Source organism: Actinoallomurus oryzae (genome assembly GCF_039541955.1).
Taxonomy (GTDB): Bacteria; Actinomycetota; Actinomycetes; order Streptosporangiales; family Streptosporangiaceae; genus Actinoallomurus; species Actinoallomurus oryzae.
Map to the genome: position 1 here is coordinate 438,553 of NZ_BAABHF010000022.1, position 26,680 is coordinate 465,232.

24 protein-coding genes are annotated in these 26,680 nt (G+C 72.4%); 10 read left to right on the forward strand and 14 right to left on the reverse strand.

Annotated features, from left to right (window positions below):
• Positions 1–14 precede the first annotated feature (14 nt).
• Both ABEA10_RS20490 and ABEA10_RS20495 read right to left on the reverse strand, forming a co-directional pair.
• The gene (locus tag ABEA10_RS20490) at positions 15–743 is read right to left on the reverse strand and encodes a VOC family protein (RefSeq protein ID WP_345466073.1); all 729 of its coding nucleotides are present in this window, start codon (positions 741–743) and stop codon (positions 15–17) included.
• Positions 744–839: 96 nt separating this feature from the next.
• On the reverse strand, positions 840–1,751 hold the full coding sequence (locus ABEA10_RS20495) for a LysR family transcriptional regulator (RefSeq protein ID WP_345466076.1): 912 nt from the start codon (positions 1,749–1,751) through the stop codon (positions 840–842).
• 215 nt (positions 1,752–1,966) lie between these two features.
• Between ABEA10_RS20495 and ABEA10_RS20500 the strand changes: the two genes are divergently transcribed.
• The 3 genes from ABEA10_RS20500 to ABEA10_RS20510 all read left to right on the forward strand — a co-directional run bounded on the left by ABEA10_RS20500 (position 1,967) and on the right by ABEA10_RS20510 (position 5,640).
• Positions 1,967–2,827, forward strand: a complete 861-nt coding sequence (locus ABEA10_RS20500; RefSeq protein ID WP_345466079.1) for an aldo/keto reductase — start codon at positions 1,967–1,969, stop codon at positions 2,825–2,827.
• A gap of 21 nt (positions 2,828–2,848) precedes the next feature.
• On the forward strand, positions 2,849–3,841 hold the full coding sequence (locus ABEA10_RS20505) for an aldo/keto reductase (RefSeq protein WP_345466080.1): 993 nt from the start codon (positions 2,849–2,851) through the stop codon (positions 3,839–3,841).
• Between the two features lie 443 nt (positions 3,842–4,284).
• Entirely contained in the window at positions 4,285–5,640 is a 1,356-nt protein-coding gene (locus tag ABEA10_RS20510) for a nitroreductase/quinone reductase family protein (protein ID WP_345466081.1), read from the forward strand.
• Between the two features lie 169 nt (positions 5,641–5,809).
• Here ABEA10_RS20510 and ABEA10_RS20515 read toward each other — a convergent pair whose 3' ends face one another.
• The 3 genes from ABEA10_RS20515 to ABEA10_RS20525 all read right to left on the reverse strand — a co-directional run bounded on the left by ABEA10_RS20515 (position 5,810) and on the right by ABEA10_RS20525 (position 8,629).
• A complete protein-coding gene (locus ABEA10_RS20515; protein WP_345466083.1) occupies positions 5,810–6,532 on the reverse strand; it encodes a hypothetical protein in 723 nt (240 codons plus the stop codon).
• Between the two features lie 367 nt (positions 6,533–6,899).
• On the reverse strand, positions 6,900–7,355 hold the full coding sequence (locus tag ABEA10_RS20520) for a universal stress protein (RefSeq protein WP_345466085.1): 456 nt from the start codon (positions 7,353–7,355) through the stop codon (positions 6,900–6,902).
• A 245-nt stretch (positions 7,356–7,600) separates the two neighbouring features.
• Entirely contained in the window at positions 7,601–8,629 is a 1,029-nt protein-coding gene (locus tag ABEA10_RS20525) for a hypothetical protein (RefSeq protein WP_345466087.1), read from the reverse strand.
• Positions 8,630–8,963: 334 nt separating this feature from the next.
• Between ABEA10_RS20525 and ABEA10_RS20530 the strand changes: the two genes are divergently transcribed.
• From ABEA10_RS20530 to ABEA10_RS20545, 4 genes are read left to right on the forward strand one after another with little or no spacing between them, the layout of a single operon-like run.
• Positions 8,964–10,382 carry an RNA-guided endonuclease InsQ/TnpB family protein gene (locus ABEA10_RS20530; protein ID WP_345466090.1) on the forward strand — a complete coding sequence of 473 codons (1,419 nt, stop codon included), beginning with the start codon at positions 8,964–8,966 and terminating at the stop codon, positions 10,380–10,382.
• A 49-nt stretch (positions 10,383–10,431) separates the two neighbouring features.
• Positions 10,432–11,412 carry an alpha/beta fold hydrolase gene (locus ABEA10_RS20535; RefSeq protein ID WP_345466092.1) on the forward strand — a complete coding sequence of 327 codons (981 nt, stop codon included), beginning with the start codon at positions 10,432–10,434 and terminating at the stop codon, positions 11,410–11,412.
• A gap of 31 nt (positions 11,413–11,443) precedes the next feature.
• On the forward strand, positions 11,444–12,967 hold the full coding sequence (locus ABEA10_RS20540; protein WP_345466094.1) for a class I adenylate-forming enzyme family protein: 1,524 nt from the start codon (positions 11,444–11,446) through the stop codon (positions 12,965–12,967).
• The gene (locus ABEA10_RS20545; RefSeq protein ID WP_345466096.1) at positions 12,964–13,734 is read left to right on the forward strand and encodes a crotonase/enoyl-CoA hydratase family protein; all 771 of its coding nucleotides are present in this window, start codon (positions 12,964–12,966) and stop codon (positions 13,732–13,734) included. The genes ABEA10_RS20540 and ABEA10_RS20545 overlap by 4 nt, the downstream gene beginning before the upstream one ends.
• A gap of 37 nt (positions 13,735–13,771) precedes the next feature.
• On the opposite strand, the gene ABEA10_RS20550 is transcribed toward ABEA10_RS20545, so the two are convergent.
• From ABEA10_RS20550 to ABEA10_RS20570, 5 genes are read right to left on the reverse strand one after another with little or no spacing between them, the layout of a single operon-like run.
• Entirely contained in the window at positions 13,772–15,151 is a 1,380-nt protein-coding gene (locus tag ABEA10_RS20550; protein WP_345466098.1) for a cytochrome P450, read from the reverse strand.
• Positions 15,148–15,747 (reverse strand): GTP-binding protein, encoded by a 600-nt coding sequence (locus tag ABEA10_RS20555; protein WP_345466100.1) that lies wholly within the window; start codon positions 15,745–15,747, stop codon positions 15,148–15,150. The genes ABEA10_RS20550 and ABEA10_RS20555 overlap by 4 nt, the downstream gene beginning before the upstream one ends.
• Positions 15,725–16,078: a DUF742 domain-containing protein gene (locus ABEA10_RS20560; protein ID WP_329247673.1), complete on the reverse strand. Its 354-nt coding sequence runs from the start codon at positions 16,076–16,078 to the stop codon at positions 15,725–15,727. The genes ABEA10_RS20555 and ABEA10_RS20560 overlap by 23 nt, the downstream gene beginning before the upstream one ends.
• The gene (locus ABEA10_RS20565; protein ID WP_345466103.1) at positions 16,075–16,488 is read right to left on the reverse strand and encodes a roadblock/LC7 domain-containing protein; all 414 of its coding nucleotides are present in this window, start codon (positions 16,486–16,488) and stop codon (positions 16,075–16,077) included. Before ABEA10_RS20565 ends, ABEA10_RS20560 begins: the two co-directional genes overlap by 4 nt.
• Positions 16,485–17,834, reverse strand: coding sequence for an ATP-binding protein (locus ABEA10_RS20570; protein ID WP_345466107.1), 1,350 nt, complete (start codon positions 17,832–17,834; stop codon positions 16,485–16,487). Before ABEA10_RS20570 ends, ABEA10_RS20565 begins: the two co-directional genes overlap by 4 nt.
• Positions 17,835–18,120: 286 nt before the next feature.
• Between ABEA10_RS20570 and ABEA10_RS20575 the strand changes: the two genes are divergently transcribed.
• The gene (locus tag ABEA10_RS20575; protein ID WP_345466109.1) at positions 18,121–19,266 is read left to right on the forward strand and encodes a PP2C family protein-serine/threonine phosphatase; all 1,146 of its coding nucleotides are present in this window, start codon (positions 18,121–18,123) and stop codon (positions 19,264–19,266) included.
• Entirely contained in the window at positions 19,259–19,600 is a 342-nt protein-coding gene (locus tag ABEA10_RS51200) for an SDR family oxidoreductase (RefSeq protein ID WP_425550929.1), read from the forward strand. Before ABEA10_RS20575 ends, ABEA10_RS51200 begins: the two co-directional genes overlap by 8 nt.
• 12 nt (positions 19,601–19,612) lie before the next feature.
• Here ABEA10_RS51200 and ABEA10_RS20585 read toward each other — a convergent pair whose 3' ends face one another.
• Positions 19,613–21,307: a PucR family transcriptional regulator gene (locus tag ABEA10_RS20585; RefSeq protein ID WP_345466111.1), complete on the reverse strand. Its 1,695-nt coding sequence runs from the start codon at positions 21,305–21,307 to the stop codon at positions 19,613–19,615.
• Between the two features lie 276 nt (positions 21,308–21,583).
• Here ABEA10_RS20585 and ABEA10_RS20590 point away from each other — a divergent pair, with 276 nt between their 5' ends.
• Positions 21,584–24,313 (forward strand): ATP-binding protein, encoded by a 2,730-nt coding sequence (locus ABEA10_RS20590; RefSeq protein ID WP_345466113.1) that lies wholly within the window; start codon positions 21,584–21,586, stop codon positions 24,311–24,313.
• A 70-nt stretch (positions 24,314–24,383) separates the two neighbouring features.
• Here the strand turns inward: ABEA10_RS20590 and ABEA10_RS20595 are convergent, their stop codons facing one another.
• The 3 genes from ABEA10_RS20595 to ABEA10_RS20605 form a co-directional block, all read right to left on the reverse strand.
• Entirely contained in the window at positions 24,384–25,229 is an 846-nt protein-coding gene (locus tag ABEA10_RS20595) for a DUF4097 family beta strand repeat-containing protein (protein WP_345466116.1), read from the reverse strand.
• A gap of 75 nt (positions 25,230–25,304) precedes the next feature.
• The gene (locus ABEA10_RS20600) at positions 25,305–25,841 is read right to left on the reverse strand and encodes a hypothetical protein (RefSeq protein WP_345466118.1); all 537 of its coding nucleotides are present in this window, start codon (positions 25,839–25,841) and stop codon (positions 25,305–25,307) included.
• 91 nt (positions 25,842–25,932) lie between these two features.
• Positions 25,933–26,619, reverse strand: coding sequence for a nucleotide exchange factor GrpE (locus tag ABEA10_RS20605; RefSeq protein WP_345466120.1), 687 nt, complete (start codon positions 26,617–26,619; stop codon positions 25,933–25,935).
• Positions 26,620–26,680: the final 61 nt, after the last annotated feature.

The window sequence follows — 26,680 nt, forward strand, 5'->3', positions numbered from 1 at the left end:
GGTCCGCTTGATGGTTACTCCGACGACTCGGTCCAGGTGAGACAGAACGGCTTGCCGACGGGGTCGGCGTACACACGCCAGTCGTCGCCCTCGCCGGGCAGCCTCGTCGCGCCGATCGCGAGCGCCGCCTGCTCCGCCGACTCCAGGTCGGCGCGCTCGACGAGCAGGTCGAAGTGGACCTGCTGCGGCGCGGCCGGGTCGGGCCACCGGGGCCTGCGGTAGTCCTCGATCTGCTGGAACAGCACGGGCATCTTGCCGTCCTCGCCGATCATCGCGACGCCCGGCGCCTCATGGGTGATCGGCTTGCCCAGCAACTCGGAGTAGAACGTGCTCAGCACCTTCGTGTCCGGGCAGTCGAGCATCACACCCATCACCGTCGTGTTCGGGTCGTCCTCTTTGGCGCACAGGTCGAACGGGTGGCCGGCCGGGTCGGCGAGCGTGTGCCGGCGCTCGTCACGCCGCAGCGGCGTCGCGCCGAGCGAGACCGCCTTGTCCGCGGCGGCGTCGATGTCGGGTACACGCAGATCGAGGTGGGCCTGCTGCGGCGCCGCCGGGTCGGGCCACCGGGGCGCCACGTGATCCGGCGCGAGCTGGAACGCGATGCGCCACCCGTCCGGAGTCCTCATCGTGATCCAGTCGTCCTCGGCGTAGCTCTGGGTCCAACCCGCCAGGGCGGCGTAGAAGCCGGCCTCCGCGGCGATGTCCGGTGCGTCGAACGCCACCGTCTTCAGCTCGGCGATCATGTGGTCTCCCCTCGTCGTGGACCCGGCCATCCTCCTCGGCGGGTCCGACACTCGCGACCGTTCCGTGGTTCGGGAGGAGGGCCTCCGCCGGACGTACTACGCCGGCGCGGGCACGGTGCCCTGGGCTGAGGTGGACTCGTGGGCGATGGCGAGCAGGGCGCCCGTCGCCGGATTGGCCGGGCCGTTGGCCGGGACCGCGACCGCGACCACCCACTCCGGGGCCGTCGCGCGCAGTGGCACCGCGACCACTTTCTTGTTCTTCTTGTACGCGATCGGCCGCGGTACCAGGGCCACTCCCAGGCCGGCGGCGACGAAGTCGAGCAGGCTGTGCACGTCGTTGACCTCCACCGCCACCTGCCGTTCGAGGCCCGCGGCGCCGAACGCGCGGTCGGTGACCTGCCGGGCGCCCCAGTCGGGGTGGAAGTCCACGAAGGTCTCGTCCGGCAGCGCGGACCAGTCGACCGCCTCGCACGCGGCGAGCGGGTGGCCGGGGTGGCAGACCAGCATCATCGGCTCGGTCGTCAGCGGCGTCAGCCCGACCCCGGCCGGCGCGCGCCCGCAGGACAGCGCGACGAACGCCAGGTCGAGCCCGCCCGTACGGACCTCCTCCAGCAGCCCGGACGAGCCGCCCTGGCGGAGCCGGACCTCGACGCCCGGATGCACGGCGCGAAACCGGGACAGCACCGTGGGCAGGTCGATGACGGCCAGGCACTGCTCGGTGCCGATGGACACGGTGCCGCGCAGCAGGCCCTGGACGGCGGCGACCGCGCTGCGGGCGGCCGCGACGCTGGCGAGGGTACGCCGGGCCTCGGCGAGCAGCGCGCGCCCCGCCTCGGTGAGGGCGACCCGCCGCGTGCTGCGGACGAACAGCGGGGCGCCGAGCTCGCGTTCGAGGGAACGGATCGAGGCGGACAGGCCCGACTGGGCGAGGCGCAGGCGCTCGGCCGCGCGGGTGAAGTGCTCTTCCTCGGCGACGGCGATGAAGTGCTCCAGATGGCGCAGTTCCACGACTCATCACTTTAACTGCTTGATCTCATCTGTTTTTTCTGTTGGACATGGGGAAGCCGTGCAGGGAGGCTGTTGACGACAGCCGCCGATCAGCGTGCCCGTGCGCCCCGAAGAGCCGTACCGTCGGCCCGGACACCGGCCGACGGCCCGCGCGCCGGGCCCGCGCCCGCCGGCGGCTGCAGCCCTGACGCACGCCACCTTGGAGGTCTTGTCACATGCGTACTCGCAGGATCGGTCACGTCCAGGTCAGCGCGATCGGTCTCGGGGGCATGCCCATGTCGATCGAGGGACGCCCCGAAGAGAGCCGTTCGATCGCCGCGATACACGCCGCGCTCGACGCGGGCGTGACCCTCATCGACACCGCGGACGCCTACCACATCGGCCCCGACGACGCCGGGCACAACGAGTCGCTGATCGCGCGGGCGCTGGCCACGTACGGCGGAGACACCTCCAACGTGCTGGTCGCCACAAAGGGCGGCCACACCCGCCCGGGCGACGGCTCGTGGGGGCGCGACGGTTCTCCCGCGTACCTCAAGCGGGCCTGTGAGGCCTCGCTCAAGCGGCTCGGCGTCGAGGCGATCGGGCTCTACCAGTACCACCGGCCGGACCCGGCCGTGCCGTACGCCGACTCGATCGGCGCCCTCCGGGACCTGCTGGACGAGGGCAAGATCCGCATGGCCGGCATCTCGAACGCCAACCCGGGCCAGATCCGCGAGGCGAACGAGATCCTCGGCGGACGCCTCGCGTCGGTGCAGAACCAGTTCTCCCCCGCCTTCCGCAGCAGCGAGGACGAGCTGCGCCTGTGCGACGTGCTCGGCATCGCGTTCCTGCCGTGGAGCCCGCTGGGCGGCATCTCCCGGGCCGGTGACCTGGGCGGCGAGCACGCGGCATTCGGCCGGATCGCGGAGGCGCGCGGGGTGAGCCCGCAGCAGATCGCGCTGGCGTGGATGCTCGCCAAGTCGCCGGTCGTGATTCCGATCCCCGGTTCGAGCCGGCCCGAGACGATCATCGACTCGGCCAAGGCCGCCGACCTCGAACTCACCGCCGAGGAGTTCGCCGAGCTCGACGCGGCCTGATCCACTTCACCAAGGAGAACCATGGCACTTCCGACAAAGCAGCTCGGCACCACCGACATGCGGATTACGCGCGTCGGCTTCGGGGCCTGGGCGATCGGCGGCGGCGACTGGGCGTACGCCTGGGGGCCGCAGGAGGACGCGCAGTCGGTCTCGGCGATCCGGTACGCGGTCGAGCAGGGCGTCAACTGGATCGACACCGCCGCGGTGTACGGGCTCGGGCACTCCGAGGAGATCGTGGCCCAGGCGCTCAAGGACATCCCCGAGGCCGACCGGCCGTACATCTTCACCAAGTGCGGCCTGGTCTGGGATCCCACCGACCGCCGGAAGCCGGCGCGCCGGACCGGCGCCGAGATCCGCCGCGAGGTGGAAGACTCACTGCGCCGCCTGGGTGTCGAGCGCATCGACCTGTACCAGATGCACCGGCCGGCCGAGGACGGCACACCGCTGGAGGAGTACTGGCAGACGCTCCTCGACCTCAAGGAACAGGGCAAGATCCGTGCGGCGGGCCTGTCGAACCACGACCTGAGCCAGTTGGAGGCCGCCGACAAGCTCGGGCACGTCGACTCGCTCCAGCCGCCGTTCTCGGCCATCCACCGCTCGGCCGCCGCCGAGATCGGCTGGTGCGAGGCGCACTCCACCGGCGTGATCGTCTACTCGCCGATGCAGGCGGGCCTGCTGACCGGCGCGTTCTCCCGCGAACGGGTCGAGAGGCTGCCGGAGGACGACTGGCGCCGGCACAGCCCCGACTTCACCACGAAGCTCGACACCAACCTGGCGCTCGCGGACGCACTCGTACCGGTCGCCAAGCGGCACCACGTCCAGCCCGCCGCCGTGGCGGTCGCCTGGACCCTGGCCTGGAGCGGCGTGACCGGCGCCATCGTCGGCGCCCGCCGCCCCGACCAGGTCGACGGCTGGCTGGCGGCCGCCGGCCTGAACCTGTCCGAGGCCGACCTGAACGAAATCGCCGCCGCCATTCAGGACACCGGCGCGGGCGAGGGCCCTGCCACGCCCTGACAGAAGCAAGGTGACCAAGCGCCTGACCTACTCGATGGAGGTCAGGCGCTTGTTCGTTAAGCGACGAAACCTTGCTTGACGTTCGGCGCGGTTTTTGCGTTGAATGTACGTCGGTGCCGCGTGGCGTACGCAAGAGCGCCCTGACAAGGACAGCGAGCCAGACCGCGTACGAGTGGGCGAGCACCGCGAGAGCCCGAAGGGGATGATGCAGGTGGCCGCCTACCGCATGGATCGCGCCTAGCCGCGTCCGACGCCGTTCGGGTCGTTCCTGGCCTGTGCCCTTGCCTGCACGCCGTCTCCGGAACGCCGTGAGCTGAACGCGTCCTGATACTCGCGCCGTCACCGTTTTTCTTCGGCCCATGCCGTTTGTCGAACGAGCGCGCCATTTATCACCATTTATTTGTCGTTCATTCTGTCATGCGACAAAACAGCAAAGGAGAGTTTTGACCACCCCCATCGTTGATTTCAACCAGCGGGTCATCGAGGAGTTCCGCGCCAACCACGGGCGTGTGGGCGGCATGTTCGAAGGAGCCCGGCTGATCCTGCTCACCACGACGGGAGCGCGCACCGGCCGTCCTCACACCGTCCCTGTCGGTTTCCTCCCCGACCCCGACCGGTTCCTGGTGATCGCTTCGGCGGGCGGCGCGGACCGGCATCCGGCCTGGTACCACAATCTGGTGGCCGAGCCACGCGTCACCGTCGAGACCGGCTCGTCCACGCTGGAGGCCGACGCGGTCGTGCTCCAGGGAGCCGAGCGCGAGGAGGTCTGGGCGCGCGCCGTCGAGTCCGACCCGGGCTGGGCCGAGTACCAGCGGAAGACCGCGCGTCTCATCCCCGTCGTCGCGCTGCACCCGGTGCGGACGAGCCATGCCGACCGGCCCGAGGGTGACCTTCTGACGGCGATGAACGATGCGTTCCGGCGGGAGTCTCGACTGACGAGCAACCGCGTCACCGGCCCCGACACCTTCGACACGGTGCTCGCCGCGCTGACCGGCCTGAGCGCCGGCGCGCCGCCGCTGCCGCCGGACGCCGAGACCACCGAGCCGTTCGCACTGCCCGTGCCGGGCCGCTGGGCGAACACCTCGGGCCGCACGCCGCGGGAGGCGGGCGTCGTGCTGTACCTCCACGGCGGCGGATTCGAGCAGCGCACCCCCGAACTCGAGCACCTGATGGCCTACCACCTGTCGAAGGCGGCCGGCCGTCCGGCGTTCAACGCGGACTACTCGCTGGCTCCGGAGCACGCGTTCCCGGTCGCGCACGACGAGGTGGTCGCCGCGTACCGCGCGCTGCTGGCCGAGGGCGTACCGGCGGAACGCACGGTCCTGTTCGGCGAGTCGGCGGGCGCGACACTCGCGCTGGAGGCGCTGCTCACGCTGCGGGCGGACGGCGTGCCGCTCCCGGCCGCCGTGGTACCGGTCTCGCCGATCACGGACTTCACGTTGACGAACCCGTCGATCGACGCCCCGGCGGGCCGGGACGTCGTAAGCCGGGAGGTCGTCGAGCACGTCGTTGGCCAGTACCTGAACGGCCGACCGAACGACCGGGCGCCGCAGTCACCCATCCACGGCGACCTGACGGGCCTGCCGCGCATGCTCCTGGTGGCGGGCGGCGACGAGATCCTGCTGGACGACTGCCGACGCTACGCCGGGGCGGCGGCCGGGGCGGGCGTCGAGGTCACGCTGGACGTCTACGAGGGCATGCCGCACGCGTTTCACATCACGGTCCTGCCGGCCCCGCAGCCCCCGGTGGGCGCCGTCTTCCTGAACCGCCTGTCCGCCTGGCTCGACGACCACCGCTAGCGCGAACGCGGTGACCGGCGGAACACCTTCGCCGGTCACCGCGCGGGAAGAGCGGACCGTCCCTACACAGGGTTCGGCACGCCTAGGAACCACGCGTACCCGGCAGGGCGAGTAGTGCTCCAGGCCCAGAGTCGGCCGGCGATACGGACGTGGCCTCCTGCGCCTTCAATCAGACGTCAACCAGATGCTTCAACGCACCAGCGGTCTTCTTCGCTACGGCGCGCCCTTTGTCCAGTTCATCCAAGAGTGCCTGCTCAACACCCTTCTCTGCGACACTCTGGGCTGTCACAGGCGAACCCGAGCGGACACGGCCGTTGATAGCCAGAACACCCATCAGAGGGCGACTTTCGAACACCGCGTCAATCGCCCGTACAAGATCCTCGCCCGTCGCAGCCTGGAGCTCCCGAGCCTCCTCTGGGGATACGCGTGCGTACATCCACACGTTCCCCTCCATGAGATGCCCCTCGACGCAGTCGAAGATGAACAGGTCATCTCCCTGCCTCACCAGACCGCAGGTCGGGAAGTCATAGCGGTCGAACTCGGCAACGCTCTCAGTGCCGTCGGAGGGCAGCCACGGCCTCGCGCCGATGGTGATCTCAATGAGATCGTTCAAGGCGCCCCTCCTTCCAGTCGCCAAGAACCCTGCGTCTCGCAGCGTACTTGCTAACACCCGCCTCACGCCCTCACCTGGTATAGCTCCGTCAGAGCGCTTGCGGTTCACTGACCGTGCCATCTCGTCCACTGTGCGTCGGCCACGCATCATTGAGATGTCAGTTTGCCCGAAGGTCGGACAGCATTTAAACGGTTTGCCAGCGATTGGCTTGTGGATAGTGCCGTACTGACTGAGCCACTCGTCGTCCCCGATCGCTTCTGGGACGATCTCGCCGGCCATACGTGCGACCTCCTGTTGACGTGCTGTGTTTGACCAGACGTCCCAGTCCTCATTGGCGACATACCGCTATTACTCCAGGACGGGTAGAACCTCGCCCGGGTCGGACACGAGAGCAGCAAAGTGACGAATCGACCAAACCCGGATTGGGCTTGCTACACCGCTCAATGACCGAAACAGGTTCCGGGCAGAGGCGCTCTCCTTCCGGTATGCGCCTGGCTGGGTCGCAGCCAAATCACTCCATAAACCTAGATTCGGACCGCCAAAACCAGCTTTTATTCCCGAGCGCTGTAGAAGTCACGGCAAGCGACGACACACGGCGGGACGCCGGTGACCGCACCCTGACCCTCGGTGGCCGGGGCGGACGTGGTCACACGGTGTTCGGCACGTCGGGGAAGCGGACCACGCGGACGCGGCAGGGTGAACGGCGCTCCAGGTCCAAAGCCGGGCAGCGGTGCAGGCGGGCCGCCCAGCCCGTACGGATCCGTGAGCCGACGAAGACCGCGCAGGCCGCTCGGTCGGCGGCGTACGAGCGCAGGGCCGGGGCCGGTTCGCCGTCGACGACCGCGTACTCCCACTCCAGCGGCAGGTCGGCGAGCAGGAGCGCGCACTGCAGCCAGGCCTCGAGTTCGAGTTCGTCCCGCCACTGCTCCGCCAGCGGATAGGCCTCCCACGCCATCAGCTCCAGCGGCCGGGGCGACCGGCGTACGTGCAGGGCCACGAGCCGGAGGCCGCCCGACACCGCCTCGGCCGCGGCGGTCTGCAGTGCCGCGCGCCCCGAGTCGGTGCCGTCCACCCCGGCCAGCACCACGCCGCCGTAATCCATCTCAGTACCGCTCCGCAGGCTGCGTACGCGGCATTTCCCGGCCTCCTTTCCGGCGGACCCGCAGCCGAGGGAGGCAGGCGACTCCAGCGAACGCACCGACTACCAGGAGTAGCCGGTCAGGCGGCTCGAAGTCAGCGACTTGGCCGGAGAGTGGCCCTCCCGTCTCATGGCTCTGTCCTGCGCGGACATCCTCTTCCAACCCGCCCGCCAGCTCCGGTTGTCCACAGCCTGTGGATGACCGTGCACTACGTTCGGTTGAAGTGGATCTCCGACAGGCCCAGCCGGGCGAGATTCTCGGCGGCCCTGGCGGCCTCCCGCTCGCGCGACCGGTCCCGGTACATCAGGTCGATCTTCTCCTCGATGTTGGCCCGGTGCACCGCGACGGCGACCCAGGTGAGATTCGAACCGGGACGCACGTCGATGAGCTCGGCCTCGTCGCCCAGCCGCGGGATCCTCGTCTCGTACTCGCCGGCGTCGATCCGCGTCTCCCGTACGAAGTCCCGGTGGGCCTCCCCGGCGTCGCTGATCGGGCCGACGCCGTGCTCCAGTTCGATCACGACGCTCAGCCGCCCGATGACGACGAGCGTCGTCCCGTCGGCCGCGAGGCGGGTGGAGTTCCACTGGCAGGCGTGCCGCGCGACGTGCGGGCCGTCGTCGACGCGGCTGAGCATCCGGTCCACCGTGGCTCCCGGCAGCAGCGCCCGCGCCTGGGGGTCGAACATCTGGCACGCGTCGGGAAGGTGCCGGGCATGCCGGCGCAGCGGCCAGGCGTCGCTCGCCCACGGTGGATCGATGAGCACGAGCGCGAGCGCGAGCGCGGTGAGCAGCGGGCCGGTGGCCGGCCGCAGCACGCCCCGATGCGGCCAGGTCACGACGGACGCGTGCGTCCGGACGTGCGCGCGCAGCGCGTCCAGGTCGCGGTCGAACTCCGGGTCGGCGCGGAACCAGAACCGGGCCGGCGCCGCCAGCTCCACCAGGCCGCCGTCGCGCAGGCAGAGGACCGGCCACTCTAGGAGCAGCCCGCGCCGGAGCTTCACCAGCCCGACGCGCGAGCCCGGGACGACGCGCCGCAGCGGCGGCCGGCGCGCGACGATGCCGTCGCCGGTGAGGAGGGTACGGCCGCCCAGCACGGCCAGCGGACGGCCGACGAGCACGAGGACGACGAACACGACGGGCGGCAGGAGGTGGGCGCCGTGGCCCATCAGCCCCATGACCGCGTACAGGCCGCTCACCACGGCCCCGGCGGCCACGGCCGACCAGGCGGCTCTCCTCACGGGCCGGGAGAGACCCAGCGGCCTGCCTGCTTCCGACATCTGCTCCCCCGGACGCGTATCCCCCGTGCGGTGCGCGCGATGTCGCGCCGGGGCTGTCACCTGCGGCTTCCACGTCCTTCCGTACCCCGCGACGGCCCAGCGACCGGCCACGTGCGTGCTAGTGCTGCGGCAGGCAATGTTTGCCCTGTTGTGGTGGGTTCTGTCTGGAACGGGTTGGGGAAGCGCGGGGGCTTGTCAGGCGGCTTGGCCGCTGTGTTTTGGCCTCGGGCAGGCGTCGATCAGGTGTTGCGGGCTGGGGCCGAATTCTGTCGTAGGTACTTACTGTAATCGCCTGGTGCCTCGACGTGATGACGGTGATGGTGAGCGGGTGGTCATGCGGACCGCCCGCGTCGGTCTGCGGGTCTCGGCCGGTCAGCGGCGCCGGTGTTTCGGGTTGCTGGTCTCGGCCGGTGATGTGTGGGCGTGTGTGCTTGATGTGAACCGGTGGCGGCGGCAGCGCGGCCTGCGGCCGATCGTGGGCTATCAGGCGTTGTGCCGGGAGTTGTCGGCGGCGGGTCCGGGCACGTTCGGGGAGTTGAACACGGTCGGAGCACGGTCGGTGCTGCGGCGTTACAGGGACGCCTGGTTCGCCACCGCCAAACGCCGAAAAGACGGCGAGGAGACGGCGCGGTACCCTCGGCGTAAACGCGGGTTGATGCCGGTGCGCTACTACCACGGCACGTTCACCCTCGACGGCCGGCGGTTGCGGCTGCCGACCGGTCGTGGGTGTGCGTCGTTGTGGGTGCGGTTGGACCGGCCGGTCCCCTATGAGGCGGGGCAGGTGCGGTCGGTGACGTTGGTGGCCGAGGGCGGCCGGTTGTTCGTCGATGTCACCGCCGAAGTCCCCATCACCGCCTATCCACCAGAGCGGGAGCCGGATCCCGGGCGGGTGGCGGGGGTCGATCCGGGGTTGATCCATCCGTTCGCGGTGGCGGGCCCGGACGGTGAAGGGCTGGTGGTGTCGGGACGGGCGATCCGCGCCGAAGCCCACCTCCACCTTAAAGACACCAAACATCGGCGGCGTACGGTGTCGCGGCGGCCACCGAAACCGGGTCAGGCCGGGTCGCGGCGATGGCGAAAGTATCGGGCCCGGCAGCGCGAGGTCGAAGCGCGTCACCGGCGACGCGTGCGCCAGGCTCAGCACGAGGCCGCCAAAACGGTCGTCGACTGGGCGGCCGCGCGCCGGGTCGGGACGTTGGTTGTCGGGGACCCGCGTGGCGTCCTGGCCCTCAAGGCGGGGCGGCGGCACCACCAGCGGGTCCAGGCCTGGCGGGTCGGGTACCTGATCCGGTGTTTGACCGACAAGGCCGAACAGGCCGGGATCGACCTGGTGCTGGTGGATGAGCGGGGCACCTCCTCGACCTGCCCCACCTGTCGGCAGCGGGTTCCCAAACCCAAGAACCGGAATTTCACCTGCATTCGTTGCGGGTTCAGCGGGCACCGCGACCTGGTCGGCGGCGCCAACATCGCCCGGCGCAGGCCGGGCGGCACCATCACCACCAACATGTTTCCGGTGGTGATCACGCACCGTCGAGCCGGACGGCACCTGTCCGGTGCCGGACGGTCCCGGCGTGACCCCCGACGGTCCCCCCATCACGGCACCGCACCCGGGGTCCCATGGCCGGCCGTGGCCCGCCCCACCAGAAGTGGGGAGTCGCTCGCCCACCACAGCGAGGATCAGCCAACCCCGCCTCCCCAACGAGGCAAACGTTGACTGACACGGCACTAATTTGTCGGGATCGATCTAGGGTCCTGGAGTGACGATGGCTGTAGGGGAAAGCGGCACGGAGGTGCCCGTGCTGTTCGTGCACGGCAACCTCTCCGACGGATCCGCCTGGCGGGAGCAGCTCGGCCTGCTCCCGGCCGGTCTGCGCGGCATCGCACCCGACCTGCGCGGGTTCGGCGGCGGCCGGCCCGAGCCGGTGGACGCGACGCGTGGCGTCGGCGACTTCCGGGACGACCTCGTCGCGCTCCTGGACGACCTCGGCCTCGGCGCGGTGCACCTGGTCGGCCACTCGATGGGCGGCGGCATCGTCATGGACCTGGCCGCCCGGCATCCCGGCCGGGTCCGGACCATCACCCTGGTCGCGCCCGTCTCGCCGTACGGCTATGGCGGCACGCGAGATGACGGCACGCCGTGCGCACCCGACTTCGCCGGGTCCGGCGGCGGCACCGCCAATCCCGGTCTCGTCGCGGCGATCCGGGCCGGCGACCGGACCGACGCCGACCCGCTGTCGCCGCGCAACGTGGTCCGCACGCTCTACTTCTCCGAGCCGGCGGCGGTACGGAACGAGGACGAGTTGCTGGCGGGCATCCTCGGCGCGCGGATCGGCGACGACCACTACCCCGGCGACGCCACGCCCTCGCCGCACTGGCCCGGTACCGCGCCGGGCACCCGCGGCGTGCTTAACGCCATCTCCCCGAAGTACTTCGGCTGGCAGGACTTCCCCGAGTCGGGCTGCCGGGCACCGGTGCTGTGGATCCGCGGCGACCGGGACGCGATCGTCTCCGACACCGCGATGACCGATCTCGGGCATCTCGGGGCACTCGGCATGGTCCCCGGCTGGCCCGGCGCGGAGGTCTTCCCCGCACAGCCGATGATCGCCCAGACCCGCCGGGTGCTGGAGCGGTACGGCGACTACGAGGAGCGGGTCATGACCGGCACCGGGCACTTCCCGTACGCCGAGCGGCCCGAGGAGTTCGCCACGCTGCTGCACGCGCACCTCGCCCGCGCCGGCCGATAGGTATGTACGAACCCACTGCTGAGGAGGATGGATGCTGACCGTCGACATGGTGCGGGCCGGAGCGCGCCGGCACGGGGACCGCGTCGCGATCCGGTACGGGGAGCGGTCGCTCACGTTCCGCCAGGTCGACGAGGCGGCCAACCGGATGGCCAACGTGCTCCTGGGCATGGGGGTCGAACCGGGCGAACGCGTCGGGCTGCTGCTCGGCAACGGGCTCTGGACCGTGCCGCTGGACTTCGCGTGCCTCAAGGCGCGGGCGTGCCGGGTGCCGCTGAACGCCCGGCTGTCGCTGGAGGAGCACGCGCGGATGCTCGCCGACGCCGGCGTACGCACGCTGGTGCACGAGTCCGCGCTGGCCGAGCGCGCCGGCGAGCTGGGCGAACGCCTCGACGGGCTGCGCACGCTCGGTCTGGACGACCTGCTGGAGCAGACCCACGCGGCGTCGGCGGCCGATCCGCGGCTGCCCGCCCGGCCCGAGGACGTGATCCTCGCCCTGTACACCTCCGGCACGACCGGCACGCTCAAGGCGGCGCAGCACACCCAGGCGAGCTACGCCGCGATCGTCGCCAACATCATGGCCAACCTCATCAGCCCGGCGCCCGACGACGTGATGCTGCACGCCGCGCCGCTGATCCACGCGAGCGGCACGTTCGTGCTGCCGTTCTGGCTGCGCGGCGCGCAGGCGGCCGTACTCGACGGCTTCGACCCGCAGGGGTACCTCGCGGCGATCCCCCGCTACGGCGTCACGCACGCCAACCTCGTGCCGACGATGCTCCAGATGCTGCTGGCCGCCGGCGGCGCCATCGCCGAGACCGGTCGCCTGCGCTCGGTGATCTACGGTGCCTCGCCGATGCCGCGCCCGGTGATCGAGGAGGCGATGGCGGCCTGGGGGCCGATCTTCAGCCAGTACTACGGGCAGACCGAGGCGCCGCTGTGCCTGTCGGTGCTGCCCGCCGCCGACCACGTCGGACCGGGCTCGCCGCTCGGCTCGTGCGGACACCCGTCGGTGGACGCGGAGATCCGGCTGATCGACGAGCACGGCGCGGACGTCGCGGACGGTGAGCCGGGCGAGATCGCGGTGCGCGCGCCGTTCACGATGGCCGGTTACCTGAACGCCCCCGAGCTGAACGCCGCGACCTTCCTGGGCGACGGGTGGCTGCGCACCCGCGACGTGGCGCGCTTCGACGACCGCGGCTACCTGTACCTCGTCGACCGCACCTCGGACATGATCGTCAGCGGCGCGTACAACGTCTATCCGCGCGAGGTCGAGGACGCTCTGCACTCCCACCCGGCCGTGGCCGAGTGCGCCGTCGTCGGCGCGCCGGACGAGCGCTGGGTGGAGGCCGTGGTGGCGTTCGTGGTGCCCCGGCCGGGCGTCACGGTGACCGGCGCCGAGCTCACCGCGCACGTACGGGACCGGCTCGCCGGCTACAAGGTGCCCAAACGCGTGGAGTTCGTCGCGTCGATTCCCAAGAGCGGCGTCGGCAAGGTGCTCCGCCGGGCGTTGCGCGACCCCCTCTGGGCGGGCGTGGAGCGTACGGGCGGGGCCCGATGATCCGCGTCGAGCGTACGGGCGCGGTCACCACGGTGGTGATCGACCGGCCCGAGGTGCGCAACGCCGTCGACCCCGAGCATGCCGCCGAGCTGTACGCGGCGTTCACCGCCTTCGACGCCGACCCGGAGGCGAGCGTCGCGGTGCTGTACGGCGAGGGCGGCACGTTCTGCGCGGGAGCGGACCTGAAGGCGGTCTCGGCGGGCCGGTTCGACGTGGCCGCGCCGGAGGAGTCCGACCACGGCCCGATGGGCCCGACCCGGCTGCGGCTGTCCAAACCGGTGATCGCCGCCGTGGCCGGGCACGCGGTCGCGGGCGGCCTCGAGCTGGCCCTGTGGTGCGACCTGCGCGTCGCCGAGGAGGACGCGGTCTTCGGCGTCTTCTGCCGCCGCTGGGGCGTCCCGCTGATCGACGGCGGCACCGTACGCCTGCCGCGCCTGATCGGCCTGAGCGCGGCGATGGACATGATCCTCACCGGCCGCCCGGTCGGCGCGCAGGAGGCGTCCCGCCTGGGCCTGGCCAACCGCGTGGTCCCCACCGGCCAGGCACGGGAACGCGCCGAGGAACTGGCGGCGGAGATCGCCCGCTTCCCGCAGCTGTGCATGCGCCACGACCGCCTGTCCGCCTACGAACAGGCGGGCCTGCCGATCGAGACCGCGATGGCGAACGAATGGCGCCACGGCCAGGTCGCCCTGGAGGCCGAGGCCCGCCAGGGCGCCACCCGCTTCGCGGAAGGCAGCGGCCGCCACGGCGACTTCGGCGCCCTCTGAGTCGACCACCGCGTCATCGCCGTCCGTACGGCCTGGGTCAGAGGCGGCGGAACCAGTCCCGGGTGGCGCGGCGCCAGTGCCCCAGCCGTGAGGCCGGCTCGGGCCGGTATTCCTGCTTGCGGGCGGTCAGGACGGCCGCCAGGCCCTCCTGCGGAGCGGTCACGTCCGCCGCCGGAATCGGCGCCGAGACGATCCCCGTCGTCACCGTCACCGGCGGGAAGTTGACCGGCAGGGAGTGCAGCGCCCGGTGGAACGGGCCCGGCCGCCACGTCAGCATGTGCGCCGGCACGGCGAGTTCCATGTCCGGCAGGGCGTCGAGGACCTTCTCGATGGCCGCCGAGGCGATGAGACGGGCCTGGCCCTGGGCCGGACAGGTGTGCGGGCCGGCACTCCAGGACAGGTGGGCGCGGTTGCCCCCGCGGTGCTCGCCGGCCAGGGCCGGGTCGGTGTTCGCGGCGGCGAGGCTGATGACGACCGGCTGGTTCTTCGGCAGCGTCACACCCCGGAACTCGACGTCCTCGGCCGGATAAGTGATCGCGAAGTTGGCCAGCGGCGGGTCGGTCCACAGGATCTCATCCAGCGCGTCCTCGACCTGGAGGTTGCCGCCCGACAGGTCGCCGGCGAAGCGCTCGTCCGACAGCAGCAGCCGCAGGCCGTTCACGATCAGGTTCTGGGTGGGCTCGGTGCCGGCGCCCAGGAGGGTGAGGATCTGGTGCATCAGCTCCTCGTCGGTGAGCTGGACGGGGTGTTCGGCCAGCCACGTGGTGACGTCCTGCGCGGGCTCCCGCCGCTTGAGCCGTACCAGCTCCAGGACGGCGTCCCTCATGATCTCGTTCGACTGCCTGGCGTTGACGGTGTCGAAGATGCCGCTCATGCCGAGCACGAGACGGTCGCCGACGTCCGGCGGGCAGCCGAACATCTCGTTGAAGACCAGCAGCGGCAGCACCCGGGCGTAGTCGGCGACCAGGTCGCCGGCGCCCCGGCCCGCGAACCGGCCGATGAGGACGTCGGCGTTCTTCTCCACGTACCCGCGCAGCGCGAACAGGTCGACGCGTTCCAGGCTGTCGGTGACGGCCAGCCGCAGCCGGCTGTGGGCCGCGCCGTCGGCGAGCCGGCAGTTCGGCCGGTACATCATCAGGGGCAGCACCGGGCAGTCCTCCGGGACCGTCTCCTGCCAGCCGCGCGGGTCCTTGCGGAACGTCGTCGGGTCGCGCAGCACCTGGAGGGCCTCGTCGTACCCGGTGACGAGAGAGGCGGGCACGCCCGGGGACAGCTCGACCGGCACGACGGGGCCTCGCGCGCGCAGGCGCTCGTACACGGCGGGCGCGTCGGCCCCCAGCTCGTACAGCGGGTATCGGCCCCCGTGCGCGGGGCAGCCGGACGGCGGGGCGCCGGCCTCGGACGGACCGGCGGTCACGCGGACTCCCGTTTCTTGGTCTCGATCAGGTACTCGACGAGCGCGATCAGCGCCTGGGTCGAGGAGACCGGGTCGCGCGCGTCGCAGGTGACGAGAGGCGTGGTCGGCAGCAGGTCGAGTGCCTCGCGCAGCTCCTCCTCCGGGAACATCGGCGCGCCGTCGAACTCGTTGATCGCCACCGCGTACGGCAGGCCGCGCTCCTCCAGGAGCGTCATCACGTCGAAGGAGTCCTCGATACGGCGGGTGTCGGCGAGCACCAGCGCGCCGAGGGCGCCGCGCGCCAGGTCGTGCCACAGCGCCTTGAAGCGGTCCTGGCCCGGCGCGCCGAACAGGTACAGCACGAGGTCATCGCTGAGCGTGAGGCGGCCGAAGTCCATGGCCACCGTCGTGGTGGTCTTGCCCGGCACACCGGTCAGGTCGTCGACGGACTCACCGACCTGCGTCATCTGTTCCTCGGTGCGCAGCGGTTTGATCTCCGACAGCGCTCCGACGAGCGTGGTCTTGCCGACCGCGAAGTGCCCGACGATCAGGATCTTCACGGAGTGGCGCACACTCTCACGCACGTACAAACGGTCAGAGACGAGCGCGGAGCCCATCCAATACCTCCCTGAGCAGACGGTCCGACGGCTCGTCGGGCTCGGCGACGGACGCGCGGGTCACGATGTGCCCGCTGTCCACGAGGTCGGACAGCAGAACCTTGGTAACGCTGACGGGCAGCGCGAGATGGGCGGCGACCTCGGCGACCGAGAGTGCGCCGCCCTGACACAGCTCCATCACCTTGCGTTTCTCCGGGCTCAGCCCGGTGACCTGGGTACTGTTCACGATCACGAGAGTGACCAGGTCGAAGATGTTGCGGGTCGGGTGCGCGCGGCCTCCGGTGACGACGTGGGGGCGGACGAGCGCACGTTCGTTCCGCGGCGGACTCACCGGACGCCGCCCAGATCACCCCTCGGCGGAGTGGTGAGCTCCTTGCCCAGGCGCTGCACGAGCTCCTGGAGCCGGAACGACACCGCCTCCATGTCGACGTTCTCGGTGGCGGAGACCGCCAGGTACGCGCCCGGGCCCGCGGCGACGAGGAAGACGTACCCGTCGTCGAACTCGGTGACCGTCTGCCGCCACGTCGTCTCCGCGCTGCTGCAGAACTCCGCCGCACTCCGGGCGAGCGACTGCAGGCCGGCCATGCCGGCGGCGTGGCGCTCGGCGTCGTCCACGCTGATCCGCTCGGAGTGCGCCATCAGCAGCCCGTCGGCGGACAGCAGCACGGCATGGCGCGTCTCCGGCATCTTGAGGGCATCGTCGAGCATCCAGCCGAGCTTGTTGGTCGCGGCGTCGTTCATTCCGGCGATTTCCCTTCGGAGTCGGGCGGGACGGTGGCGCGGCCGGACCTGGTGCCGCGCTGCCAGGCGCCCAGCCCGGCGGCGGTCCGCCGGGCCGGCCGGACGGGCTCGCCGGACGGTACCTCACGCGGCTGCGTCCGCTGTTCCGGTACGGCGGCCGGCGCCGAGGCCGTGTCCGTGGACCCGGCCGTCGCGCCGGACACGCGGCGACGGCGCGGCAGGCCGTTCGCGGTCAGCGACGGCTTCTCCTCCGCGACGGTGGTCTCGGGCTGTGGGGCCGGAGCGGGTCCGGTGGCCGCGACCTCGGCCTCGGCCTTGCTCGTGGCCTTGGCCTTGGGGCGGTCGTCGATCCGGGTCAGCAGCGCCGTGGGCAGGAAGACCACGGCCCGTACGCCGCCGTACGGCGAGCGCGTGTCCACCGAGACCTTGAAGCCGTACCGGGCCGCGAGCACGCCGATCACGGCGAACCCGACCTGCGGCGGGTCCCCGAGCCGGTTGATGTCCACCGTGTCCTGGCCGGCGAGGAGGCGCTCGGCCCGCTTCAGCTCCTCGGTGGTCATCGCGACGCCCGCGTCGTCGATGACGATCGCCATCCCGTTGTGCGCCGGCTGGAAGTTGACCTCGACCGGGGTGTTCGGCTGCGAGTGGCGTGCGGCGTTGTCGAGCAGCTCGGCGAGGGCGAGCACGACCGGTTCCACCGCGCGGCTGACGACGGCGTCGCTGACCTGGGAGTGGACCTGGACCCGGAGGTAGTCGCGGATCCGGGAGGTCGCCCCGCGTACGACGTCGGTGAGCGGGGAGGCGGACCGCTGCAGGCCGGGCCATGATCCGCAGAGCACGGCGCTGACCTGGGCGCGCCGGCCGAGCTGCGCGTTCATGTGGTCGATCTTGAGCAGGCCCTCGAGCACGTCCGGGTCGTCGTGCTGGGCCTGCATCCGGGAGATCGCCAGTTGCTGTTCGTTGGCCAGGCTCTGCACGCCGCGCATCATCGACTTCAGCGTGGCCTTGGCCGACTCGTCGGCGCGCGCCTTGGCCCGGCCGCCGGACTCGGAGAACATCTCCACGATCTTGTCCAGATGCCGCCCGTACGCGACCTCGCCGAGCCGGGGGTTCAGCGGGCCGGGGATCTCGACCGGCCGGCCGTTCAGGGTCTGTACCAGGGCGGGCAGGCGCGTGGTGACCATGTGCGCCAGCTCCTTCTCCCGGATCTCGGCGCCGCCTTCGAGCGCGCCGACCCGGTTGCGCAGGCGCTTGGTGGTCCGCCGCTGCCACACCAGCATGGCGATGACGATGACGGTGACCACGGCGAGACAACACACCGCTGCCACCAACAGTTGTTGCTCCATCAGATCCTCGCGGGCGGTGGGACTAAGACAGGAACGGTCGTCGGGCCGGATCGGGTACGGGACGGCTCCGCCGGTCCGGGTGCGACGACAGTCCTGACGGCACCCATGCCGTCCGGTCCGGACGGAAGCACGTTCTGGTCACATCCGCGTGATCTTACGACCCCGACGAGCAACGTTGGGGCCATTCCACCCACTTGAGTCACGTCTCTCCCGATATCGGCAGGATGCTCGGGTGGGGGCGCCGGGCGACGGTCGGCGGTGAGTGCGCCGGGGTAGATAGACCCACGTGCACCATCGGGAGCCCGAGGGCCTCTACCGCTCGGCCTGGCGACCGAGCCAGGCGTGGCGACTGATCCCGATCCTGTTCATCGTGGCGATCGTGGTGGCCGACCGCCTCCTGCCCGCGGCCGTCCACCTCGGCCCGCTGCTGGCGGTGGCCCCGGCCCTGACCGCCATGTTCGCCGGCCCGTGGATGACCGGGCTCTCCGGCCTCCTGGCCCTGCTGGCGCTACTGTTCGTCGGGCGGCTGCACGGCGGGCTGAGCACCCTCAACCACCAGCTGCAGCTCAGCGCCGTGGTGCTGATCACCGTTTTCCTGGTGATCTACTGCCTGCTCCGCGACCGGCGCCAGCGGGAGCTCGCGCAGGTCCGCTCGGTGTCGGAGGCCGCGCAGCGCGTCGTGCTCCGCCCGATGCCGGCCCGGCTGGGGCCGCTGCGCATCGCCTCGGTCTACGTCGCCGCGGCGGCCGAGGCGCACATCGGCGGCGACCTGTACGCCGCCGTCCGCACCAACGGCGCGAGCCGCTTGCTCATCGGCGACGTGCGCGGCAAGGGGCTGGCGGCGATCAGCGACGCCGCGGTCGCGCTGTGCGCGTTCCGCGAGGCCGCGCACCGGTGTGTCGACCTTCCCACGCTCGTCGGCCATCTGGAGGAGAGCGTCGCCCGCAACCTCGCCGAACTCGGCGGCGCGTCCCCGCACGCCGTGGAGTTCTTCATCACCGCGGCGGTGGCCGAGGTGCCCGACGACGAGCCGGTGGTGCGCATGATCAGCCGTGGCCACCCGCCACCGCTGGTGCTGCGCGGACGGCGGGTCCTCAAACCGCGGTTCCCCGACCCCGCGCCGCCGCTGGGGATGACCGAGCTGATCACCAGCGATCACCCCGTGGAGACCCTGCCGTTCCGCCCCGGCGACCTGCTCGTGCTCTACACCGACGGGGTCATCGAGGCACGAAACCGGTCCGGCGTCTTCTATCCCCTCGCGGAACGTCTCGCGTCTTGGCAGGACGGCGACCCCGAGACGCTGGTCCGCCTCCTCCGCGACGATCTCCTGGCGTACGTCGGCGGCCGACTGCCCGACGACGCCGCCGTGATCGTCGTCGAACGCACCGGCGGCCTGTCGGAGCCCCCTGCGAGCATCGGGCTCCATGGGTGAGAACAGGATCGCGTTGGTGGCGGGCGCGACGCGCGGCGCTGGGCGTGGCATCGCCGTGGAGCTGGGCGCCGCCGCGTTCACGGTGTACGTCACCGGGCGCAGCACGCGGGAGCGCTCTGGGAGCACCGAGACACCGGCTTACACCGGCCGGGCCGTCGTGGCGCTGGTGACCGACCCGGACGTCGCCCGCTGGAACGGCCGGTCGCTGTCCAGCGGGCAGCTGGCCCGCGAGTACGGCTTCACGGACGTCGACGGAAGCCGCCCGGACTCCTGGCGTTACATCGTCGAGGTGCGGGAGGCCGGGCTCCCCGCCGACGTGACCGGCTACCGCTGAGCCCGCGCGCGATCAGGGGCGGTCGGCGGCGCGGAGGGCGGCCAGGGTGTTCCAGGCCCGGGTGGCCAGTTGCAGGTTGAAGTACGTGTCCGGATCGGCCAGGTCGTGGCCGGAGATCTCGCGGATGCGGCGCAGGCGATACTTCAGCGTGCTGCGGTGGATCGCGAGCGCGGACGTCGTCGCCTCGTAGCCGCGACCGCACTCCAGATAGCGGCTCAGCGTCCCCACCAGCTCCGAGCCCTTACGCGCGTCGTAGTCGAGCAGGTCGCCCAGCCACTCGCGGACGAAGCCCTCGACCGTGGCCGGCTCGCCCACGCCGGCGAGCAGCCGGTACACCCCCAGCCGGTCGAACTCCGTGGCCTGGTGGTCGCCCGTGACGGCGGTCTGGAGGCGCAGCGCGAGCCGGGCCTCGTGGTAGGAGCGCGGCAGGTCCAGCGGCCGGTCGTACGCCCCACCGACGCCGACCCGGCACAGGCCGCCGCCGAGTTCGCGGCGTACGGCCTCGCGGAAGCGCGGCCACGGCCGGTCGGTATCGGACAGCACGACCACCTCCCGGCTCCGTACGGCGAACAGCGAGCCGACCCCCGTGTCCCGCATCGCCGCGCCGACGGCGCGCCCGAACCCCTCGTCAACCGGGCCCACGACGACGACCACGCGGTGCGGTCTCCGCAGGTCGTAGCCGAGGGCGTCGGCGCGGGCCAGCACGGTCTCCTCGCTCACGCCGGACAGCAGTTCCTCGACCAGGTCGCGCCCGAGCCGCAGCTCGGCCTCGGCGACGTTGTGCAGGTGGGCGAGTTCAAGGCCGAGCACGGTCGCGGCGTGCTGGAGGGCGACGCGTTCGGGGCGGCCGGCCGACTCGCCCGGATCGATCAGGGCGAGCAGGCCCAGGACGTCGTCGCGCGGGCCCGCCGTGACGACGAGGCGGTCCTGGCGCCGCAGGGGCCGGGATGAGCGCACCGCCTCGTTCAGCGTCCGCTCTCGCGACTCCCACGGCTCCTTCGGATAGGGGTCGGGGCGGCGGGGCCCGGCCCAGGCCCGCAGGTTCCCGTACCGGTCCTCGACCGCGATCGGGTAGCCGGTCAGCTCGTGCAGCGCGACCGCGATGCCCTCCGGTCCCTCGCCCGCCGCCGCGACGCGGGTGAGGCGTTCGTGCACGTTCGTGCTGAACTCCAGTTCGGCGACGGTCTCGGCGAGCGCGGCGTTGGCGGCGCGCAGGCGTTCGGCGTCGGCCCGCTGGCGGGCCCGCTGCCGGGCGCCGGCGATCGCGATGCCCGCCTGCTGGGCCAGCACGCGCAGCAGGAACTGTTCCGCCGAGGAGGGTTCGCCGGCGGCGCTCGCCACCAGGTAGCCGAGATGCCCGTCCAGGCTGCGCAGCGGGAACGCCCACGCCCACGCGCGCCCGAGCACCGCCACCGGCCCGCCGGCCACGCTCAGCACCGCGAACTGGGTCTCGAGATCGCCCCGGGCGTCCGAGGTGGCGTGCACGCCGGGTACCGCCTGCCAGCCGCCCTCGGTGAGGTAGAGGCCCTCCAGCCGGCACTGTCCGAGCGAGGGCACGGCCGTGGCCGCCAGCCCGAGGATGTGGTCCTGATCTTCGCTCTCGCTCATCACCATGGACAGGGCGAGCAGCGACCGCATGCCGGACAGTTGATCCTGCGGGGACGGACCGGGCGAAGGGCCGGGCGGCGACTCCGGGATAATCGGCATCGCGACGCACCCCCCTTGCGTCGCGTGGCGGCGTCATGCGTCGCGCCGCGGCCCCAGAAAGCGCGATGACCAGCCATTTCCCCCCTCTTACCAGCATACGTACCCAGTTTCGGGACCACCGGCTCCCAGGACGGTGAACGCTGATCGTTTCGACCCTCGGGGACACCCGTCAGGTCGGAGTAGGTGAGGGGGCGTGACGCCCGGACCGTACGGGAGCGCGGTTTTGGCCCCGCGGTGACCTGTCGGGCCCCTGGGCGCCCGCCCGACGCTGAAGCCATGACGGCTACCGTGTCCCGCGATCCGGGCCCGGCGGCGAGGACGATGCGCGGCCGGAGGCGCGAATGGACCACGGTGCTCGAGCTGCTCAACGCGGCCGAGTCCGGGCGGCCGGGAACCCTCCTGGTGGAGGGCGAACCCGGCGCGGGCAAGAGCCTGCTGCTGGACCAGGCGGTACGCGCGGCCGCCGCTCGGGGCTTGATCACGGTCACCGGCCGGGCGCGGGAGTTCGGCTCGCCCGCGCCCGCCGAGCCCCTGCTGGCGGCCTTCGGCGAGCCGTCGCCGCCGGAGCCGCCGATCGAGCGGCTGCGGCCCGCCCTGGAGCGGCGCGCCGGCGCGGGCCCCGTGCTGGTGGCGCTCGACGATCTGCAGTGGGCCGACCCGGGCACACTCGCGGCCCTGGAGCCGCTGACGTCGCGAGGCACTCGTCACGCGGTGGCCTGGCTGCTGGTCCGGTGCACGGGCACGGATCACGACGCCGTGGCACGCCTGTTCGACCGCGGGGAACGCGACGGCGCCGCGCGCTGCCGCCTCGGCCCACTCGACGAGGACGCGGTGACCGAGATCACGATCGACCTGCTCGGTGCCGTGCCCGACGCCGGGCTGCTGGCCTCCGCCGCCGAGGCGGGCGGCAACCCCTTCCTCATCACCGAACTCCTGACCGGCCTTCGCGACGAAGGTGCGGTCAGGATCTCCGGCGGCCGTGCGCGCCTCTCCTCCGCGCGGCTGCCGGATCGAGTCCGCACCGGCGTGGCCCGCCGGCTCGGCGGACTGCGCCCCAGGACGCGCCACCTGCTGACAGTGAGCGCCGTCCTGGGGCGTTCCTTCTCCCCCGAGGACGTGGCCGAAGTGCTGGGCACGACCCCGGCGGCGCTCGTACCCGACCTGGAAGAGCTGCTGGAGGCCGGGCTGCTGGCCGCCGCGCCGGCGGTTCTGCGCTTCCGGCACGAGCTGATCCGCCGTGTGATCGTCGAGGCGGTGCCACCTCCGGTACGGCAGGCTCTGCACCGGCAGATCGGCGAGCTGCTGATCGGGCGCGAGGACTCGGTCGCCTCGGCCGCCGCCCACCTGGTCCGCGGCGTACGGCCGGGGGACGCACGCGCGCTGGCCCGGCTCGACGAGGTGATCGCGTTCGTGCTGCCCCGGTCGCCACGGAACGCGGCGGCGCTCGCCATGCACGCCCTGGAGCTCACCGGCCCGGCCGAACCCGCCCGGCCCGACCGCACCCTCACCGCGGTCCGCGCCCTCACCGCGACGGACCGGCTGGATGAGGCCGCCCGGCTCGCGCGCGCCGCGTTCGACCGGCCGATGCCCGCCCCGGCCTGCGCGCGGCTGCACTGCACGCTGGCGGAGATCCTCAGCCTGCGAGGACACGACGACGAGGCGGCCGAAGAGGCGTCGGCGGCGCTGGCGGAGCCCGGCCTGCCCGGCGGCCTGCGCGACGACGCCGAACTGGCCCTCCTGAACGCCCGCGCCGGCTCCGGCACCGGGGTACGGGAGCGCGCGCAGGCGATCGTCTCCTCGACGGGTGAGCACGGCGACGCCCTGGTCGCCGGGGCTTTCGTCACCCTGGCGCTGGCCGAGTGGGACGCGGGCCGGCTGACGTCCGGCCTCGCGCTCGCCGAGGAGGCCGTACGCCGCGCGGTCTCCGCGGACACCCGCCGGGTCCATCCCCGGCTCGTCCTCGCGATGCTCCTCACCGACGCGCAGCGGCACGACACGGCGCGGACCGTCATGACGAGCGCCGGCGACGACACGCTGGGGCCGCTCGCGTGGTCGGCGGCGCCGGCCGTCCTGGCCGCGCGGGCGCACCTGGCGGCGGGCCGGTTCCACGAGGCGATCGCCGCCGCCGAGAAGGGCCTGTCCTCGACGGGAGGCCCGCGGCTGCTCGTCGCCTCCGCACTGTCGGTGCTCATCACCGCGTCGCTACGGGCCGGGGACCTCGGTGCCGCCCACGATCACGCGGCGGCGCACCGCTCCGCGCCGGGATATCCGCACGCCGCGCTCGCCCTGGCGGCGGCGCAGGTCGCCGAGGCGCGGGACGGGGCGGGATCGCTGGACCTCGGCGCGCTGCGGGACAAGGTGCTGCGGCACCGCTGGACGCTGGTCGCCGATCCGGCGGCGGCTGCCTGGCTGGTCCGTACGGCCCTCGCCGCGAACGCCCGGCCGGCGGCCGAGGCCGTGGTCACCGCCGTGGAGCGCCTCGCCGCCGGCAACCCGGCCTTCCCCGCCGTCCGCGCCGCCGCGGACCACGCCCGGGGCCTGCTGGACGGCTCACCGGCGACGCTGGAACGGGCCGCCGCGGATCATCCGGACCCGTGGGCACGGGCGTCGGCGCTGGAGGACCTGACCGTGATCGTCGCCGGCGAGGAGGAGACCGCCGAGGCGAGACGCCGTGCGGTGTCCGCGTTCGACACGGCCCTGTCCGCGTACGAGGCGATGGACGCCGGCCGTGACGCGGCCCGGGTCCGCCGCCGGCTGCGGCGCCTGGGCGTACGCCGCCGGCACTGGAACCACGCCGACCGCCCGGTCTCCGGCTGGGCGAGTCTCACCGACACCGAACGCGCCGTTTCCGAACTGGTCGCCCAGGGCCTGACGAACCGCCAGGTGGCCGACCAGCTGTTCATGAGCGCGCACACGGTGGCCTTCCACCTGCGCCACGTCTTCCGCAAGCTGAACATCGGCTCCCGGGTGGAACTGACCCGCCTGACCCTCCAGCGCACCGCCTGAACACCGACGGCCGGTGGGCCGAGCGGTCAGGTACCGGCTCATCAGGGGGCGCCTCACCGATCTTCGGAGGTCAGGACCGGTAGACGTCGATGTCGCCGTAGTGGGTGTTGGCGTGCACCTCGACGACCGTGTCGGCGGTCTCGGGGCCTTCGGCGGCGGTCAGGTTGTTGCGCACCACGCCGTTCTTGGTGTGCAGGTCCAGCCAGGCGGCCGTGCCCTCGGCGATGCCGATCCCGACCTTGCCGTAACCGGTCTCCAGGTGGACGGCGCCGCGCACCACCGCGCCGACCTGGAGCCGGCCGTGCGCGGTCTTGGCGGTGAGGTCGCCCAGCACGCGGCCGACGGTGATGTCGCCGGTGGCGGTCTTCAGCTGCAGGTCGCCGGTCACGTCGCCGACGGCGATGGCGCCGGTGGAGTTCTTCACCGTGCCGGGGCCGTCGATGGTCCCGATCCGGACCGTCCCGGTGGAGGCGGTCACCTCGGCGGGCCCGGTCACCCGGTCCACGGAGATGTCGCCGACGGACGCCTTGGCCTCCAGCGGACCGGTCTCCTCCAGGCGCAGGTCACCGGTCGAGCTGTGCAGGACGGTACGGCCGAGCGGGCCGGTGGCGACGAAGTCCGCGGCGGCCTTGGCCTCGACGCGGGATCCGGCCGGCAGGTCGACGGTCACCTCGACCGATCCGCGCCAGGCCCGCAGGTAGGCGAGCCCCTTGGGCTTGGGGCCCTTGACCAGCAGCCGCCCGCCGGAGAACTCGACGATCGTGCGCTCGGCGGCCTGCACGCTCGCCTCGGTGGACGGGTCGCTGGGGCGCACCTCCACCACGGTGTCGGCGCGCTCGCTCGCGTTGATCTGGACGCGGCCGACGTAGATGTCGACGTCGAGGGTGATGGGTTCGGGGGTGTCAAAAGCAGGCATGGCGGAGCCCTCCTCATGGGTCCGGTGGAACTTCCCGGCCTCGGGGCCGGGTGATGAGTGGTGAGAGATGGGGGGCTAGCGCACCCAGCCGGTGAAGCTGCGCCCGCCCTGTTGCGGCTGCGGCCGGTCGGCGGGGCGGGGGCCGGCGCCGGGCTCGAACGCCGCGGAGATGGCGCGCACCAGCCAGGCGTTCACCGAGAGCCCCTGCCGGCCGGCGACCTCCTCCACGCGCAGCTTGAGGTGCTCGGGCAGCCGCAGGGTCATCCGCGCGGTGCCGCCCTCCTCGGAAGGCGGTGGCCCGACGGGCGGCGCGGCCTCCGGCGCGGTCTCCGCCCCGCCGCCGGTCGCACCGCCTGCGGACGGCCCCGGCTGCGGCGGCGTCACCACGAACGCGGGGTCGCCGCCGCGCAGCCGCACATCGACCGAGCCCGGCGCGAGATCGCGGGTGATCTCGTCCGCCGCCGCAGACAACGCCTCCAGCAGGGTGAGTTTGGCGGCCGACTCCAGGGCGCCGGTGAGGCGCTCGGCCAGCGCGCGAGCTTCCGGACCGCCCGCCTCGGCGGCGACGGCGAGCTCACGGCGGAGGTTGTCCACGTACGGCATCAGGTCCATGCCCCAACTATGACGCCATGACGACGTCACGTCAAGCCGATAATGACGTCACTCTTGACGTCACACGGTCGGGCATCACTGGAGCCGCAGGTCAGCGGGCTCGGTCTTCGGGTCGACCCTGGGCGACCACCACCTGTGCCGGTCGCAACTGGCGCGCTCCCTCGCCGTACCCCGGCACCAGCACGCGCACGACCGTGCCGTCCGGCGCTTCGGAGGGCACGACGGTGACCGCCTGGTGACGCGCCGGATCGAACCGTACGCCCATGTCATCCTGGCGGGGGTAGCCGAGGCGCGCGATGACGTCGCGGGCCTGGTCGAGGACGGCACGGACGCCCTGGATGACGGCACCGGGCTCGGCGCCGGCGTGTTCGAGGGCGCGTTCCAGATTGTCCAGCACCGGCAGCCACCGCGCGGCCGTACGGGCGCGCTCGGCGTCCCGTTCCTCCTGCAGGGCGCGGACGCTGCGTTTGCGGTAGTTGTCCAGGTCAGCCAGTGCCCGCCGCCACCGGTCCTCCAACTCGGAGATCTTGGCGGCGTGATCGTCTTCCGGCGGTGCCGCCTCCGGCGCCGGAGTGCCCGGCGTCTCGCGCCCGAGCACCACCCGCTCCGGTGGCCCGCCTCCGGACACCGCGCGCTCCGCCTCACCTCCGGGCGTCCCGGGCCGCGGTGCGCCGGCCTCACGCGGCCAGTCGCCCTGCCCGTGATCGTCGGCTCGCGGCGTGGCCGTGCCACCCGGATCCCGTGGCCAGGCGCGCGGCTCTTCCGGCCCTTTCTGCATGCCCCACCTCCCTGGCCACCGGTCGCGAGGCGCCGGCCACCGGCCACCGCCGCAACCGACG

Excerpts from the sequence above, each read along its gene's own strand:
- ABEA10_RS20490 (WP_345466073.1), bottom strand. The coding sequence starts at position 743 with ATGATCGCCGAGCTGAAGACGGTGGCGTTCGACGCACCGGACATCGCC.
- ABEA10_RS20520 (WP_345466085.1), bottom strand. The coding sequence starts at position 7,355 with ATGGATTACGGCGGCGTGGTGCTGGCCGGGGTGGACGGCACCGACTCG.
- ABEA10_RS20545 (WP_345466096.1), top strand. The coding sequence starts at position 12,964 with ATGATCCGCGTCGAGCGTACGGGCGCGGTCACCACGGTGGTGATCGAC.
- ABEA10_RS20505 (WP_345466080.1), top strand. The coding sequence starts at position 2,849 with ATGGCACTTCCGACAAAGCAGCTCGGCACCACCGACATGCGGATTACG.
- ABEA10_RS20565 (WP_345466103.1), bottom strand. The coding sequence starts at position 16,488 with ATGAACGACGCCGCGACCAACAAGCTCGGCTGGATGCTCGACGATGCC.
- ABEA10_RS51200 (WP_425550929.1), top strand. The coding sequence starts at position 19,259 with ATGGGTGAGAACAGGATCGCGTTGGTGGCGGGCGCGACGCGCGGCGCT.
- ABEA10_RS20535 (WP_345466092.1), top strand. The coding sequence starts at position 10,432 with ATGGCTGTAGGGGAAAGCGGCACGGAGGTGCCCGTGCTGTTCGTGCAC.
- ABEA10_RS20600 (WP_345466118.1), bottom strand. The coding sequence starts at position 25,841 with ATGGACCTGATGCCGTACGTGGACAACCTCCGCCGTGAGCTCGCCGTC.
- ABEA10_RS20500 (WP_345466079.1), top strand. The coding sequence starts at position 1,967 with ATGCGTACTCGCAGGATCGGTCACGTCCAGGTCAGCGCGATCGGTCTC.
- ABEA10_RS20595 (WP_345466116.1), bottom strand. The coding sequence starts at position 25,229 with ATGCCTGCTTTTGACACCCCCGAACCCATCACCCTCGACGTCGACATC.
- ABEA10_RS20555 (WP_345466100.1), bottom strand. The coding sequence starts at position 15,747 with ATGGGCTCCGCGCTCGTCTCTGACCGTTTGTACGTGCGTGAGAGTGTG.
- ABEA10_RS20590 (WP_345466113.1), top strand. The coding sequence starts at position 21,584 with ATGACGGCTACCGTGTCCCGCGATCCGGGCCCGGCGGCGAGGACGATG.
- ABEA10_RS20605 (WP_345466120.1), bottom strand. The coding sequence starts at position 26,619 with ATGCAGAAAGGGCCGGAAGAGCCGCGCGCCTGGCCACGGGATCCGGGT.
- ABEA10_RS20515 (WP_345466083.1), bottom strand. The coding sequence starts at position 6,532 with ATGGCCGGCGAGATCGTCCCAGAAGCGATCGGGGACGACGAGTGGCTC.
- ABEA10_RS20570 (WP_345466107.1), bottom strand. The coding sequence starts at position 17,834 with ATGGAGCAACAACTGTTGGTGGCAGCGGTGTGTTGTCTCGCCGTGGTC.
- ABEA10_RS20585 (WP_345466111.1), bottom strand. The coding sequence starts at position 21,307 with ATGCCGATTATCCCGGAGTCGCCGCCCGGCCCTTCGCCCGGTCCGTCC.
- ABEA10_RS20540 (WP_345466094.1), top strand. The coding sequence starts at position 11,444 with ATGCTGACCGTCGACATGGTGCGGGCCGGAGCGCGCCGGCACGGGGAC.